Source organism: Mesotoga sp. Brook.08.105.5.1, from assembly GCF_002752635.1.
In the GTDB taxonomy this organism is placed as follows: Bacteria; Thermotogota; Thermotogae; order Petrotogales; family Kosmotogaceae; genus Mesotoga.
Genome location: NZ_AYTW01000017.1, coordinates 1 through 15039 on the forward strand (window position 1 = coordinate 1; position 15039 = coordinate 15039).

13 protein-coding genes are annotated in these 15039 nt (G+C 44.7%); 5 read left to right on the forward strand and 8 right to left on the reverse strand.

What is annotated here, in order from left to right:
- Positions 1–222: 222 nt before the first annotated feature.
- The 8 genes from V512_RS15015 to V512_RS07590 all read right to left on the reverse strand — a co-directional run bounded on the left by V512_RS15015 (position 223) and on the right by V512_RS07590 (position 6855).
- Complete coding sequence (locus V512_RS15015) at positions 223–630, reverse strand: ABC transporter permease (protein WP_243392315.1); 408 nt, start codon at positions 628–630, stop codon at positions 223–225.
- Between the two features lie 32 nt (positions 631–662).
- Positions 663–938 carry a hypothetical protein gene (locus tag V512_RS15020; protein WP_243392316.1) on the reverse strand — a complete coding sequence of 92 codons (276 nt, stop codon included), beginning with the start codon at positions 936–938 and terminating at the stop codon, positions 663–665.
- Complete coding sequence (locus V512_RS07570) at positions 935–1486, reverse strand: ABC transporter ATP-binding protein (RefSeq protein WP_279300414.1); 552 nt, start codon at positions 1484–1486, stop codon at positions 935–937. Before V512_RS07570 ends, V512_RS15020 begins: the two co-directional genes overlap by 4 nt.
- Positions 1487–1509: 23 nt before the next feature.
- A complete protein-coding gene (locus tag V512_RS15290; RefSeq protein WP_279300415.1) occupies positions 1510–1728 on the reverse strand; it encodes an ATP-binding cassette domain-containing protein in 219 nt (72 codons plus the stop codon).
- A gap of 831 nt (positions 1729–2559) precedes the next feature.
- Complete coding sequence (locus V512_RS07580) at positions 2560–4407, reverse strand: CehA/McbA family metallohydrolase (RefSeq protein ID WP_099829847.1); 1848 nt, start codon at positions 4405–4407, stop codon at positions 2560–2562.
- A 93-nt stretch (positions 4408–4500) separates the two neighbouring features.
- Complete coding sequence (locus V512_RS07585; RefSeq protein ID WP_099829848.1) at positions 4501–5538, reverse strand: HD domain-containing protein; 1038 nt, start codon at positions 5536–5538, stop codon at positions 4501–4503.
- A gap of 73 nt (positions 5539–5611) precedes the next feature.
- On the reverse strand, positions 5612–5743 hold the full coding sequence (locus V512_RS15295; RefSeq protein ID WP_258001940.1) for a hypothetical protein: 132 nt from the start codon (positions 5741–5743) through the stop codon (positions 5612–5614).
- Positions 5744–5757: 14 nt separating this feature from the next.
- Positions 5758–6855, reverse strand: coding sequence for a sodium ion-translocating decarboxylase subunit beta (locus V512_RS07590; protein ID WP_099829849.1), 1098 nt, complete (start codon positions 6853–6855; stop codon positions 5758–5760).
- A gap of 216 nt (positions 6856–7071) precedes the next feature.
- Between V512_RS07590 and V512_RS07595 the strand changes: the two genes are divergently transcribed.
- The 5 genes from V512_RS07595 to V512_RS07615 all read left to right on the forward strand — a co-directional run bounded on the left by V512_RS07595 (position 7072) and on the right by V512_RS07615 (position 14838).
- On the forward strand, positions 7072–8403 hold the full coding sequence (locus V512_RS07595) for a GH1 family beta-glucosidase (RefSeq protein WP_099829850.1): 1332 nt from the start codon (positions 7072–7074) through the stop codon (positions 8401–8403).
- A gap of 136 nt (positions 8404–8539) precedes the next feature.
- A complete protein-coding gene (locus tag V512_RS07600; RefSeq protein WP_099829851.1) occupies positions 8540–9400 on the forward strand; it encodes a DegV family protein in 861 nt (286 codons plus the stop codon).
- A gap of 392 nt (positions 9401–9792) precedes the next feature.
- On the forward strand, positions 9793–11034 hold the full coding sequence (locus V512_RS07605) for an MFS transporter (RefSeq protein WP_243392317.1): 1242 nt from the start codon (positions 9793–9795) through the stop codon (positions 11032–11034).
- Positions 11035–11135: 101 nt separating this feature from the next.
- Positions 11136–12374, forward strand: coding sequence for a peptidase T (gene pepT / locus V512_RS07610; RefSeq protein WP_099829852.1), 1239 nt, complete (start codon positions 11136–11138; stop codon positions 12372–12374).
- Positions 12375–13185: 811 nt separating this feature from the next.
- A complete protein-coding gene (locus tag V512_RS07615; protein ID WP_099829853.1) occupies positions 13186–14838 on the forward strand; it encodes a phosphoenolpyruvate carboxykinase (ATP) in 1653 nt (550 codons plus the stop codon).
- Positions 14839–15039 lie beyond the last annotated feature (201 nt).

Below are 15039 nucleotides of genomic sequence, written 5' to 3' on the forward strand. Positions count from 1 at the left end.
TCCAATCTAGTTGTACTTATTTGGCTTTCATGTAGTAACTTTGCTCACCATGGCTGAACTTCATCACTTTGAGTTAGTTTATCGCTCGTTGTATCTCCTGGGTTGAAGTGTGTATTCCTTTCTTTCTCATTCTGAACTCAAGCTCTCTTTGCACCAAGAATGCAAGGAAACATACAACGAAATGACCCTTTATCCTTCTCGGTGTCCAGTGGAACATCGGTCTCACTTCATTTCTGGCATGTCTCTACCTTCGAGTATTGATGCTCGCATTCCCCTGAGTGCATAAGTTGCAGGGGATAGTTTACCAACCAGCTGCATCCACAACGGTAGTACATCTATTTCGTAATACACCCCCGAAAACATGAGGAGCAAAGCCTGAAAGATGTGCACTACCTGAACTCCCTTCTCAGGTGAAATCAGGGGCAGTACTGCAGCAACTATTCCCAGTCCTACAAATGAGAAGCTCGATACTGCAAGAATCCCGGCTGCCGAAAAGAAGTTAGCTCTACCCTGGTTCAGATCAAAGAATATCGAAACTACGATCAATATCAGTCCGCTTCTCAGTATTCCATAAAGAAAGGCATAGCCACAAGTACTCAGCAGATGGGATGCCCTTCTAACAGGTGCCATGAATGTATCTCTATCGTCTCTTCCCACCTCTTTCAGGCAGCGGTTTCGGCCACTATCTCAAAGAGAATAGAGAGATAGCCCCAGAGTATCGATCCGAGCAACATGTAGAGGATCAAGTAACTAGTATCAAGTTTTGCTCCGGAAAACGATTCGACACCCTTACCAATGAACCCCATAGTCACAGAGTTTGCGATAGTATAAGCGAAGAATACGACTTCCCATTTCCAGTACCTCTTTGTGAAGTTGAAGTTCCGTTCAATGAAGGCCCAAGAGGCTCGGAGCTCTCGAGCAGTTGACTGCGAACTCATGTCGACTCTACCTCCTGATACTCTGCTTCCTCCATGCTCACATCGGTGAACTCGAGAAGGGCATCTTCGAAGCTCGGGTTCTCAATCCTTCCGAGCAACTGCTTCTTAAGCTCCAATGGTCTTCCGGAAGCTACAATTCTTCCGAGATGGATTATGGCCACATAGTCGCAGAGCTTCTCTGCTTCGTCCATGTTGTGTGTTGTCAGAAGCATCGTCGTGTTCATAGTCTCTTTTACATCTTTTATTAGGCTCTGTACATCTCTTTTTGCTCTTGGATCGAGTTCTGTTTTTGGTTCGTCGAGCAAGAGCATTCTCGCTTCAGTCATGAGAGCTCTAACTATGGCTACCTTTTGCTGCATGCCTCTCGAAAAGTCTTCGAGAGGATCTTTCAGTCTCTTCAGATCCAGACCAAACCTCTCTGCGAGAGAGTTGATCTTCCTCAAGGCTTCTCGTTTTGGTATTCCATAAAGTCCTGCCGCGAAACAGAGGTTTTCGACAGCCGACAGTTTTCCGAAAAAACTGGCCTCGACGGATACCCTGTTTATCACTCTTTGAACCGCCGCAGAGTTATTCACTGAGTCATATCGAAAAATCGATATGCCCCCCTGTCAGGTATCAAGAGTGTGGAGGCAATCCTTATAAAGGTAGATTTTCCTGAGCCGTTTGGACCGAGAAGACCATAGATCTCTCCTTCCTTTATTCTTAAACTAACTCCTTTCAACGCTTTGACTTCCTTCTTGTTCTTCTTGAAAGTCTTTACGATACTATTGGCAAGCAAAGCGTCTGCCACTTTTTTCACCTCCTCAAAGATAATGAGGTCTGCTGAATTTGCTTTCCATTTCAACTTTCTGCTTTTCAACCAAACCATCGATAAAAGCACTCTTTGAGCCTCGTATTCTCCTCATAGTTGGGTTTCCTCCTGTTATCTGTTTACTTCGGAAGGTTATCAAGACTTTCCGTTTTGTGTATGAATGGCGGAAGGGCCCCGAAATCGTCACTTCTTTTCTTTCTTAGCGGAACGATTACTGTTGACATATTTACCCCCTTGGCCTTTCGGAGAACCTGTTCTGTTTCCGGCGGGAGAGGCTGGCTGTAACTAATGACGGGCTCTCCTCTCTTCGTTCTTGCATCCATTTGCTTCTCCGTAAAATCCTGCTAACTCAATGACCGCAATTTCCCATGACATTTGATTACCTCCGATAGTCAAGAAAAAAAGACCGTGGCTCTTACTCGCCACGGTCCTTCATTATTCCTTCTCGTTATACGATCTTATACCCCAAACGACGGAAGAAGGCGTGGCATAGCGCGGCATCACCGAAAATCCGGTTGAGGAAAACGGTTGCCTGAACTCTGAATCTAATTAACATCAAAATATACCTCCTTCCATAAGCTATTTTTTGCTGGCAAGTTATAGCACAACAAGTAAGTATTCTCAACTTCAAAGTCAAAGATTCTCTAAAGCGTATTTTAACTTTAATGACCTTGTTTTGTCATGAGGTAAATAATTCTAGTTCTGCCTAAGATTTCTGAATTAGGAGGATAACGGAATAAGCGGTACGACCGAGAGCAAAGTGAGCCAAATAGCTCGCTGCAGCTGAGCATTAGACGTCCCGCCCTTCTGTTATTTGAACAGCAGATCAATCAGCTCTCCATTACTATCAATAACATCGTCTGTAAAGGGGTCGCCAGGAAGTAAAATTACCTCGCCTCGACCCAGGGGGTATCTTCCTGATTCTCCGACCAACCGAGACAGCCCATCAAAGAAGACTCCATCAATCTCTCTTACTTCTTCGGTTATGCGTCCTTCATAGCTGCATGCAATACCCATATCTTCCAATAGCATGTTGTATGTGGACAAAACCTCCTCACTGATCTCTTCACCAGTTCCGGTAATTATTAGTGTCCCCCCATCTTCGACAAACTCTTTAATGATCAGTGCCTGTTGCGGCATGAGCATCTTCAGTCGCTCAAAACTTCCACCTGCACCTGGTAGAGGGAGGAGAAGAACGTTTATAGTATCGAGCTCTCCTGCCTTGAAAATCCTATCGGCAGCAAGAAGCTTATGACCCATATCTTCGAGTGACGTCTGCAACTTGGTTCGTTCGTTACTGGCGAAGTTGACGTGACTCCTATCCAGTAGAATGTTCAATGAAGATGCGCTCCTGATATTGAGTTTCAAAACTGAATATAGAATTGAGTCGAGAAAGAATGATAACTCTCCATCGTATTCCTGTACTTCCCTTCTTAAGTTAATTATTTTGGATTCAAATCCTTGGAGTGTGACGATTTCGCTGTGTATCTCTCCGCGGGAATTGGTAATCTGCAACAATGAAGAAGCCTCTCCTTGCTCAACATTGGAGAGCTGAAAGGAAAGCGTAACGCTCTCTCTCGGCTTCACGCTCTCAGGATAAGCGCTCGGGTTGTGAAGATGGATCGGGTGAGACCTCTGAATCCAGATTGGTGAAGATACCGCTTCCTCACCGTCTTTTCCCCTTGCGTATATGAAGAAGTACTGGAAACCCGTTCTTATATCAACGGCGAGCTCAAGAACACATTCATTGCCGTCAACCAGAAACTCTGCAAATAATCCTTCCAGAGAATAAATCCTAACTATTTCCAGCGGATCGTCTGCTGTATCCTTTATGGAGATACACAAATTAACTTGATCTGTATCATACACGATATCTCCCATGAAGGCTTCTTCGGTCGAGAAGTGAATCAAGATGTCCTTGTCTTCAGTCGCGTAGGTCCTTCGATTGATGAATGCCTCTAAAATCGCTTCTTCCGTCAGCTCGCGTGCATATACGGCTGTTCTGGAATCGTTTGCTCCTCCCCAGTTAGGTTTGTGGTTGTCTTGACCAAGAGTTGCTCCGAGATGCCAACCCTTGCCAAGTGCCTGAAGGTAAGCTTCGAACATCTCGTCTACAATTGTATCGTTTTCCCACCAGTTTCCGTTTCCTACTTCTATAAGGTTCATATAGAGATCTGCTTCCGGAGAGTACTGAAAATCTTTGAAGTTGTCTCCGAAGACTCTCACCGGGTGGTTGAACTGCCCAACTGCGTTACGTTCGATAATCCAGTCGTACAAATGCCATAGATCAGACTTGACTCTATCAGTCCAATCGCTGGTGCCGTAGACGTTGATGTGTCCGGTTCCAGTAGCCGTCCACTCGAATCCGGCAAGTGCCAGGAAATCGGCAGATGATGCTTGCCGGGCCGCCTCTATAGTCGCTGCCAGCTTATCTCTTCCGTCGGGGAGGTCCTGAACGAAGTAATAAGCATGATCAGTTATAGCAAGAAAGTCAAGATTGGGTACACCCTTTGCATACGAATACGCTTCTTCAGGGAATCCAGTGCCATCAGAATAAGAAGTGTGAGAATGAGGATTTCCAAAGAAAAGCGTTAACTCCCCGCCAACGAGAATTATAGAAGCAAAGACCAGGAGAAACACTAGGATAAAATTCTTCATCAAATCACCCTTTCGCAGTTTGATTGTATGTGGATACGGAAAAAGACAACGATCAGTTGTTAATACAATCTATCTAGGCTGAAGCCTGATTTATCAGAATTCAGACTCCTTTTCGTTCTCTCGTTCACCTAAGTATAGTCTGCTTTGAAACATCTTTGAAAAAGCAGTCCATTTGCTTCCCTTTGAAGCTGTGGAAGCGTTAGTCTCGAAGCTATCAAGCTTCGAATCGAGATTGTCACAAAGCCATATGAGAATTGCTTCGCGGGTCTTTGGAGTAACGGGAGAACCGAACTGCAGTTCCCCATGATGACTCAGAACTATGTGGATCAGTGTCTTTCTTTTTTCTTCAGGAAAACCCTTGATCTTTGAAATCTCAATCTCAATGATTCTTGCGCCGATCGCTATGTGTTCCTCAAGGTAACCCTCATCTGAGTAGTCGAATTCGAATGATTCTGTGGTATATGATATTGTCTTTCCAATATCGTGGAAGAGTCCCCCGGTGATTATGAGGTCCCTGTCGATATTTGCTCTTGATCCAGAAACCTCAGTCAGAGCAAGTGCGTACTTGACTACCGAAAGGCTGTGTTCCGCAAGTCCTCCTATTCTGGCGTGATGATACATTTTGGCTGCCGGCGCTTCAAAGAAGTCTGGGCAAGGCCCGTCCTCTGAAATAAGCTTTTCTGCAAGGGCCTTCAGATAGTCGTCTTTGACAGATTCGATGAGTTCGCGTACTTCCGATACGATTCTCTCAGGATCTTCGACAACCGGAAGTAACTGTGAAATCGAACCGGAACTGTAGTTTTCCATCTCATCTACCGAGAACAGCCTTCTTATTTTAATACTCAACCCGTATCTATCATCCATAAGATAGTCAGCAAGGCCCACATTACCTATCACAGGTTCCAAACAGCCCTGTTCACTTATCCATGCCTTTGCATCGATTCTGTTTCTGGAGTCTCCGACAATGCAGTCGTAGTAAGGACCTCTACTTCCTTCGACCCTTTTTGAACTGAAAATGAAGAAAAAGCCCTGCTTCGAGTTGACGAAATTCTCTATTCTGTCGAAGGAAGTATCGTATTTTCTAAGGATTTCGGAAAGCACAGGGTAAGTGCCGTTTTTTCCATCAATCATGGCAACTCTCCTTTTCGTGCTTTTTGAAGTCTCCAGGCGAGGTCTATTGATAAAAGAAACGTGCAGCAGCGACCTATTTCTCATTCCTTCTTGAGGTAGACTTCATTAGCAATTTTATCATTATGAAGAAGGCAATCGTAGCGACAAATATCGTAGGATAACCTTCAAGAAAAATCGCGATGCTCCTAGAGACTGCTTCACTCATTGTCTATGCTCCTTTCATCTTAAAAAGATCGCCAAAACTATGCTGCCGGCTAGAACGGAGCCGATCTGCCCGGCTACGTTCGCGCCTGTTGCGTACATTATTAAGAAGTTGTTTGGGTCTTCTTCGAGTCCCATCTTATGCACAACCCTTGCCGACATAGGAAAAGCCGATATTCCTGCTGCGCCAATCATAGGGTTAATCTTCTGTTTTCTAAATAGGTTGAAAACCTTTGCGAAAATGATTCCACCCATAGTGTCAAGTACGAAAGCAACTAATCCCATTAGAAGAATCAACAGTGTTCTGGAGTTCAGGAATGCGCTGGCCGTCATAGTAGAACCGATGGCGATTCCAAGAAACAAAGTGATGATGTTTGAGAGCTCGTTCTGAGCAGCATTACTCAACTTGTTCAGAACTCCCGATTCTCTTATCAGATTCCCAAACATGAGCATTCCGATCAGAGCTACACTTACAGGGGCGATGATACCGGCAAGAAGCGTAACAAGAATCGGGAAGAGGATCTTAACGTACTTGGGGACTTTTTCGGTTCTATTATCCATTCTTATTCTTCTCTCTTCCTTGGTAGTAAGCAGCTTAATAATGGGTGGTTGAACTACCGGAACAAGAGCCATATAGGAATACGCGGCGACTGAGATCGGCCCAAGCATGTGAATGGCCAATCTGCTTGCGACATAGATTGATGTCGGACCATCCGCGGTCCCGATTATCCCGATAGCGATCGCTTCTCTTATATCAAATCCAAGCAGAGCAGCCACAATTATCGTCAGAAAGATCCCCAATTGGGCAGCCGCTCCATAGAAAAACATGACCGGTTTTTGAAGAAGAGGTCCGAAATCGATCATCGCTCCGATCCCGATGAAGATCAAGGCAGGAAAGAGCTCATTTGCAATTCCAGCTTCGTATAGGATAGTTAGCACTCCATGTTCTCCAATAGCCGATGATCCCGGAATGTTTGTGAGTATTGCTCCGAAACCGATTGGAAGAAGCAACATCGGCTCGTATTCTTTCTTTATCGCTAGATAGATCAGAACTCCGCCAATAGCAAACATTATCAAGTTTTGCGCGGGAATAACGAAATTCGACAGTAGATTCATCAATGCTGCCTCCCAGAAATGAATTCAACTCCTAGCATGGAGAAATCAAGAACCGGCAAATTCGGAACTGCTTTCTTTATCAATACTAATACAAGCCGAAGGCTTTTGATCAGATGGGACAGATTTCCTGGTTCTTACCGACCTCTGATTCTACATGTTGGAATGAGTAATGTGGTAGGATTTGTAAAGTGAGAAGTTGGCTAGGAGGGGATCTCTTTGCGAGCAAGTTTTCCTGAGGACTTTCTTTGGGGTGTTGCAACGGCTTCTTATCAGATTGAGGGCGCAGACCTGCAAGAAGGTAAAGGGCCTTCGATATGGTCGGATTTCACCCATGAACCTGGACGAATAGATTCCGGGGAAAATGGCGATATTGCCTGCGATCACTACCACAGGTACTTGGAAGACATTGAGCTTATGACTAGGCTCGGAGTGAACTCCTACCGATTTTCCATATCCTGGCCAAGAGTGTTTCCTGAAGGCAGAGGACAGATAAACCAGATGGGAATCGATTTCTACGATAGACTGATTGATGAACTTCTTAAGAGGAGTATTCGGCCTGTTGTTACTCTATACCACTGGGATCTCCCTCTTAAACTGCAGAAAAGATTTAAGGGATGGGAGTCCCGAGAAATAAGGCATTACTTTGGCGATTATTCCAGCAGTATGTTCAGCAAATTCGGTGACAGGGTGAAGCTCTGGATAACTTTGAACGAACCGTATTGCTCATCCCACGTCAGTTACCTCTGGGGGGAACACGCACCCGGAAAGAGAGATTTGAGGATTTCACTTTCCGTTGCTCACAACCTTTTGCTTTCTCATGGTGAAGCGGTGAAGCGTTTTAGGGAGGAAGTAAGAGACGGCATGATTGGTCTAACCAATGTATCTGCTTTTGTTGAGCCTGCTAGCGATTCCGGAGCTGATCTTCGAGCGGCAAGACTCTATGATCAATTCGTAAACGGGTGGTTCTTTGAAACCCCAATCACTGGCGAGTATCCTTCCGAACTCTTCTCAAGGTTCGAGATTGCAGGAGTGAGCCCAACTATCGAAGATGAAGATATGGAACTAATATCCACGCCGTTCGACTTTTGGGGTGTGAATTACTATACAAGAAACCTTGTTAGAAGCCAAGAATCAAGCGTGCTTGGCAGCGAAGTTGTTCAGGGAGACCTCCCGAAGACCGAGATGGGATGGGAGATCTACCCAGAAGGTCTAGAAGGTTTTCTATTCAAGGTCTTCAAAGAATACGGAAGGAAACCGATCTATGTTACTGAGAACGGTATCGCAAGCAAAGATGCTTTGGTTGATGGCAACGTTGACGATGGCCCGAGAATTGATTACCTTAGAAAGCACTTTTCAGCTGCTCTTAACGCGATCAAGGGAGGAGTGGATCTTAGGGGCTTTTTTGTCTGGACTATGATGGACAATTTCGAATGGGCACGAGGTTACTCCAAGAGGTTTGGTTTGGTATACGTGGACTTCAAAAACGATCTGAAACGAGTTCCAAAGAAGAGTTTCAACTATTACAGGGATTTCCTTCGGTCTTTGTGAATCAGATTTTGGTAGACATAACTGACTTAGAAACGGTCGTTTCAACGTTTAACTCTTCGAACTGTGAACGCAGCAATCTAGACGCCGGTCTTAAAGAGAGGTATGTAATTAGCTTGTATGACAGGGGGTTTGCCAGATGATTGGAGTTATTGTCGATTCAGGTTGTGATCTTCCTGAACAGATGAAAGCAAGAGATAACGTTAGAGTTGTACCTTTGAAGATAATTCTGGATGGTAAGGAGTACAGAGACAACATCGACATATCCACACCCGATCTGCTTCACTATATGGAAGATAAGTTTCCCAAGACATCTCTTCCAAGACCGTCGGAAATCGGTGAGGCTTTTGACAGCCTTTATGAAAAGGGATTCAAGGAGATGCTTTATATTGGAATATCCAGCGGTCTGAGCGGAACGCTTGGTCAAGTGAAGACTTTTGTCAGAGACTTCTCCGAAAAGCACTCCGATGTGAAGGTCGAGGTAGTCGACTCAAAGAATATTTCGATTGGCTCGGGGCTGCTCGCTATGAAGGGGATAGATATGATTAAGAGTGGTATTGCCTTTGAAAAGGTTGTGAGCGAAATTCACGCTTCTGTAAAGAAATCTAAGGTTTTTTTCTGCATACCTGTTCTGAAGTTTCTAAAGGCTGGAGGACGAATAGGAAAAGTTACTGCAACTATAGGTGATATTCTTGACCTGAAACCCGTAATAACCGTTGGAGAAGATGGAGTCTATCACAGTGTTTCAAAAGAGAGAGGCATGAAGAGAGCCGTCAGAGCTTCTGTGAAGAATCTCTTGAACTTCATTGAAGGCAAGAGGCTTCTGAACATTGCCGCATATACTTCAGATAAGAGTGAAAAGACAATGGAATTCTTTCGAATGGTAATAGAAGAGATTAAGGCTGCAGGAATAGATGATGTGATAACAGGTCAAATTTCTCAGTCTCTTGTGTGTCATACAGGCCCTGGTCTCATAGGTGTTGCAGCGATTATTGAGTAGTAAAAAAGAAAGCCGCCAATTGGCGGCTTAAAAGTCGGGATATTCCAGGGGGTTTCAACATGCACGTCCATTCAACAATATGGGGGGTAATGCGGACTTGCATATAACTTTTAGGTGCTTTGTCTTTTTTAATGACCGGTTGAGCTTTTGAGGTTGCAAGGGTTCTTATCTGTTTGAATTAATTGTACCCAAATTGATCGGGTTTGTCAAGATAGTAGAGTGGAATTATCGGCTTTTAGTTTGTAAACATTTAGTTAATAGGCATCTTCGCGTGTCTTCCAAAGATTTTCTAGTAGACAAAGTGATCTCTCTTGTAGTTGTTTTGCCAGTAAATTGCGATAATAAGCAGTAGCACTGTTTGTATTACTCTACGTCGTCCGGAGATGTATTGATTGGATAAGAATCGGCAGACTAGGATTCTCTCGGTTTTTGAGGGTGCAATATACAATGGGTTCTTCTTGATAACTCAGGGTTTTCTTGGTACAGGGCTTGCACTCGAATTTGGGGCATCTGAACCGGCGATAGCCTTGATTGGCGTTCTTCCTTCGGTTTCCCAGTTCATTCAGCTGCTGGCTCCATCCTTCTTGAGAATTGTCAAGAGCCGAAAGCGGGCGATGATGATCTGCGCTTTCGCAAGCAGGCTGTCTACGGCTTTTATCCCTATCGCGCTTGCTCTTGGAATAAACAGGCAGTCACTTCTGCTGACTATTCTTGCCTTCTTCTCGCTTGCGGCGAGTCTTACCGGAAACTATTGGGTTTCGATTATAAGAGATGTGGCGCCGTTAAAAGGTGCTGCTAGATTCTTGAGCATGAGAAACGTGATATTCACTTTCACGAATATGTTTATAACGTTGTTCTACGCCTTTATCCTTGATTCGGTGCCCGGAAGAATGGGTTTCATTCTGATCACTGCTTTTGGAGTGGCAAGTGCATTAGTCAGCCTCGTGCTCTTGGGGTTTCATAACGATCCTCCCCACGAAATAAGTCATGGTCGAGGTTTGTTCAGGGCCGTCACTAAAGACATAAGGTTCAAGCCGTATTTGAGATTCTACTCCTTCTGGAGCTTCTCAATAGCTATTACCTCGCCCTTTTTCGCTTATCATGAGCTAGTCAACATGAAACTGGATTACTCATTTCTTAGTATACTGAGTGTCTTCAGTTCACTCCTAACAATACTGTTTTACTTGTTGTGGGGAAAGATCGCTGACAAAATCGGGAATCAGGAGGTCCTTGAGTTCGGGGTTCTTGGGGCTTTCCTCAGGACAATCCTGTGGTTGTTTATGGACAACGGGACGGTCTATCTGTTGTATATTGACGCTTTTATCGGGACCGCTTCATGGAGCGCCATAAACCTCTGTTTATTCACCACAAGGCTCGACTTGCTTAGCGGGGTTGATGCCCAGTCTTACTATGCTTTGCTTTCATTCACCAACGGTGCCTCGGCTCTTGTTGGCTCCCTGGTGGGAGGATTTTTCGCTGCATATCTGAACAGGTTCACTTGGATGGTTGGCGGACACAGGTTTTTCGGCATCCAGATCCTGTTCTTCGTTACTTTTGTTCTGAAGCGTCTCTTTGATTTTCTTGAAGGGAGTCAAGACGAGAAAGGTGGTCTCTGTGTCGGGAATGGTTTTTAATTCGGCTGCAGTGTTAGCTAATCGACTTGCGGCAAGACCTAGAGAGCTTATCGAAGTACTAATACATAAGAACAAGGCTAAACAACGGAAGGAGAGAAGAAATGGAAAGAGTGATTGAACGGTTCCTAAGGTATGTATCTGTAGAGACTACCTCAAGTTTTGAATCAGATTCGTTTCCATCAACTGCCAGTCAGCTTGATCTTGCTCATATTCTCAAAACGGAGATGGAGGAAATGGGTCTGAAAGGAGTGACATTGGATGACCACGGATACGTGATGGCGACTTTGCCGTCAAATGCTGGTGATGGACTTCCGGTTTTGGGATTCATAGCCCATATGGACACGAGCCCAGATGTGAGCGGCAAAGATATCAAGCCTTCAATTGTTGATTATGAAGGAGGCAAGATAGTCATTAACAAAGATAAGGATATTTTCATCGATCCCCGGCTCTTTCCTGAGCTCGAAGAGTATGTTGGTGAAAGGCTGATCGTGACAGACGGAACTACTCTGCTAGGAGCAGACGACAAAGCAGGAATTGCGGAGATTCTTTCCGCAATAGAGTACCTCATTTCAAACCCAGAGATCAAGCATGGCGAAATCCGACTAGGATTTACTCCTGACGAGGAAGTGGGAAGGGGAACCGAGTACTTCAATGTAGAGAAATTCGGGGCAGACTATGCTTACACAATTGACGGAGGGGCTTTGGGCGAAATCCAGTACGAAACGTTCAACGCCGCAAATACCGAAGTTGTTGTAAAAGGCAGGAACATTCATCCTGGAAGTGCAAAAGGTAAGATGAAGAACTCGATACTGATAGCATGCGAGTTCAACGATCTGCTGCCTTCAAGTGAAGTACCTGCGGCAACGGAAGGTAGAGAAGGCTTCTTCCATCTGCTCAGTATAAAAGGTTCAGTGGAAGAGACAATTCTGAAGTACATCATTAGGGAGCACAATATGGAGAAGTTCGAACGAAAGAAGAAAATGATTAAGGAAATCGCGGTCTTCTTGAATTCGAAATACGGCGATGATACGGTGACTTTGCAGACAAGAGACTCGTATTACAATATGAAAGAGAAAATCGAAGAAAAGATGTTCCTTGTTGAAATTGCAGAAAGAGCTATGGAGAGTCTTTCAATTCGACCAAGGATTTCACCAGTGAGAGGGGGCACCGATGGCGCGCGTCTCTCTTTCATGGGTCTCCCAACACCGAACATCTTCACCGGAGGTCATAATTTTCACGGAAGATACGAGTATATCCCGGTAAGCTCGATGGAAAAGGCCGTTATGGTAATTGTGAAGATTGCAGAGGTGTTTTCTAGAAGAGAAAATCTGGATAGTTGAAGAAGTGTTCAGTATTTGATATTTCTAACAAACGAGCGATTGTTCCACAAGACAGTGAGAAGCGGCTTTGTTTTGGACGAAATGTCGTGGATAACTAAAGATGGGATTAAGTCATGCCTTTTTTTCTCTCAGGAAATAACAGGCCGCATGGTCTCTTCGAAAACTCTTTACCTGTCTTAGTAAAGTATTGGCAGGAACAATCTCCACTAATCGGTCTGTCAAGCTCTGTACTTCCTTATAGTCTTGACTCTAAGTCTCAAACTTGACTTCCTAAGTTGAGAACTGGCGCTAAAAGGATGGAAATGAATGTAAAATACTCTCTGGTACCAGGGGCTCCTTCTGAAGATAGATTAGAATCGGAAACATAGGGTTCACCAATAACATTAAGAGGGGATCCCCTCGGATGTGAGAAGACAGATTCGCCGATGTACCGGTGCGAATTATATGGAGAGACTACCGGAAAACGCTAGATAACATAGAGATGAATTCCACTGATCTGCTCAAGCGAGTGGCGACTAGAGCAAGAGCAACGAGTTTCTCATGAGCGATTCAGGAATTGTGTAATCTGTCTTCAAAGAGAAGCCGGTAGGTACGGAACTCGTGATCAATAATTGACTACCTTTTCCCATTATAACTGTACATCATTTTTGTGTTCGAGTCTTCCTCAATATACCCCATTCATGCACAATGATGCAAGATTAATCGTGATTCGCACAGTCAACCAGGACTTTGCGAATCCTTCTAGTTGTTGCTAAGGAAATACCTTTGCCGAGGAATCGGCCGATTTTCTCATGGTCTATGGAGGTGAAAAATGTCAACCAGTTCCAGATTCATCAGGGGTGAGATAGGAAAGAATAACCCCCTATTTTCAATGGCTAGAGTAACGATCGAAACTGCTTTCTACGGGAATAACGTGATTCCGGTTTCTTCCCCAAGTGAAGCCTATAAACTGGCTAAGGACTCTCCTGGTACAATTGTGACGGATCTTCATGTCTTCAAACCCGAGAAGGTCGGACTTGAGTGTGACTCGCGAGTTCTGCTTTTCAACGATGGCGCCGTAACAGGCAGGTGTGCTACTGCCCGGAGAATCTTGGGGGAGCCAGGAGTAGATGAAGCGGAATACGGGGCAAAGATTCGGGAGGCAATCTACAATACAAGAAGTAGGAAAATGTATCATGCACAGGCCTATATAGGATTAGCTGAAAACTTCATGGTCAAGGCCCATCTTCTTGTTCCAGAAGCTCACGAGAATCTTATCTATAACTGGCTACTGAACTTCCAGCCAATAAACGAATTCTATAATGGGATGTACGAGACCTCTGAAGGATTCGAAGGTGAGGGAGATATTTTCGTATTCTCCGACCCGGAATGGCAACATCCGGATCATCCGCTGGGACTATCGTTCTTTGATCCAGAACATAATTGCGCGGCAGTTCTTGGAATGAGGTACTTTGGCGAATTCAAGAAAGGTACTCTAACCCTTGCCTGGGGTTGTGCCAACAGGCGCGGATTTGCAGCTTGCCATGGCGGTCAGAAGAGATACAATCTTCAGGACAGAAAATTCGTGGTCGGGTTCTTCGGACTCTCAGGTTCGGGGAAATCGACATTAACGCATGCCAAGCATGGCGGTAAGTATGATGTAACTGTTCTTCATGACGATGCTTTTGTCATTTCCTCTTCAGACGGTTCCTCTGTGGCGCTAGAGCCTTCGTATTTCGATAAGACCTCTGATTATCCCTTGAGCAGTGAAGACAATAAGTATCTTCTATCTGTTCAAAATGTCGGAGCTACTCAAGATGATGAGGGGAGAATAGTCATCGTGACCGAGGATATAAGGAATGGAAATGGTCGTGCAATCAAGTCGAAGCTATGGTCACCCAACAGAGTAGACAGATTTGACGAGCCGGTAGATTCGATAGTATGGCTAATGAAGGATCCTTCGATTCCCCCTGTGGTTAGAGTTGTTGATCCCGTTCTTGCATCAACCATGGGAGCTACCCTTGCGACGAAGAGAACCTCTGCTGAACGCCTTGCGCCAGGCGTGGATCCCAATGCATTGGTAATCGAACCATACGCTAATCCCTTCAGAACCTACCCCCTTTCTGCTGATTTTGACCGTTATCTCGAGCTGTTCACAAGTAGAAGCATCGATTGTTACATTTTCAACACAGGATACTTCCGTGATCTGAAAGTTCCAAAAGACCTTACTCTTCAGATTCTTGAGTTGATAGTGGAGAGGCGGGCCGAGTTTGTTCCCTGGGGTCCGTTCACTGAACTGGAGACGATGAAGATTAAAGGATTCATCCCCGATCTTACTGACGAGAGTTATAAGAAGCTGATAAGAGATAGATTGGTTGACAGACTGAACTTTCTTCGATCCAGAGAAATTGAAAGAGGAGGTTTTGACAAGCTGCCTGCTGAGGCAGCAGAATCGATTTATTCACTTGTTGAGAGATTAAAATAGTCTTGTCTGTTAGTGGAGCCGCCAGAAGGCGGCTCTTTTTACCTTATTCGAATCATAGAGATAAATAAAAAGGATTCCTGACTGGCGTCAGGAATCGAAGGGGGAATTGCTACGAAACGAGGAGTTGTCCGGATTGCGGCTAACTTTGTTATGTGAACGAGTTCATTGTGAATACATAATAAATGAAGTTAACCGTCAACC

What these genes read in the sequence shown, in the direction of transcription:
- V512_RS07615 (WP_099829853.1), top strand. Translation starts at nt 13,186, where the DNA reads ATGTCAACCAGTTCCAGATTCATCAGGGGTGAGATAGGAAAGAATAAC.
- V512_RS15015 (WP_243392315.1), bottom strand. Translation starts at nt 630, where the DNA reads ATGGCACCTGTTAGAAGGGCATCCCATCTGCTGAGTACTTGTGGCTAT.
- V512_RS07590 (WP_099829849.1), bottom strand. Translation starts at nt 6,855, where the DNA reads ATGAATCTACTGTCGAATTTCGTTATTCCCGCGCAAAACTTGATAATG.
- pepT (WP_099829852.1), top strand. Translation starts at nt 11,136, where the DNA reads ATGGAAAGAGTGATTGAACGGTTCCTAAGGTATGTATCTGTAGAGACT.
- V512_RS15020 (WP_243392316.1), bottom strand. Translation starts at nt 938, where the DNA reads ATGAGTTCGCAGTCAACTGCTCGAGAGCTCCGAGCCTCTTGGGCCTTC.
- V512_RS15295 (WP_258001940.1), bottom strand. Translation starts at nt 5,743, where the DNA reads ATGAGTGAAGCAGTCTCTAGGAGCATCGCGATTTTTCTTGAAGGTTAT.
- V512_RS07585 (WP_099829848.1), bottom strand. Translation starts at nt 5,538, where the DNA reads ATGATTGATGGAAAAAACGGCACTTACCCTGTGCTTTCCGAAATCCTT.
- V512_RS07580 (WP_099829847.1), bottom strand. Translation starts at nt 4,407, where the DNA reads ATGAAGAATTTTATCCTAGTGTTTCTCCTGGTCTTTGCTTCTATAATT.
- V512_RS07600 (WP_099829851.1), top strand. Translation starts at nt 8,540, where the DNA reads ATGATTGGAGTTATTGTCGATTCAGGTTGTGATCTTCCTGAACAGATG.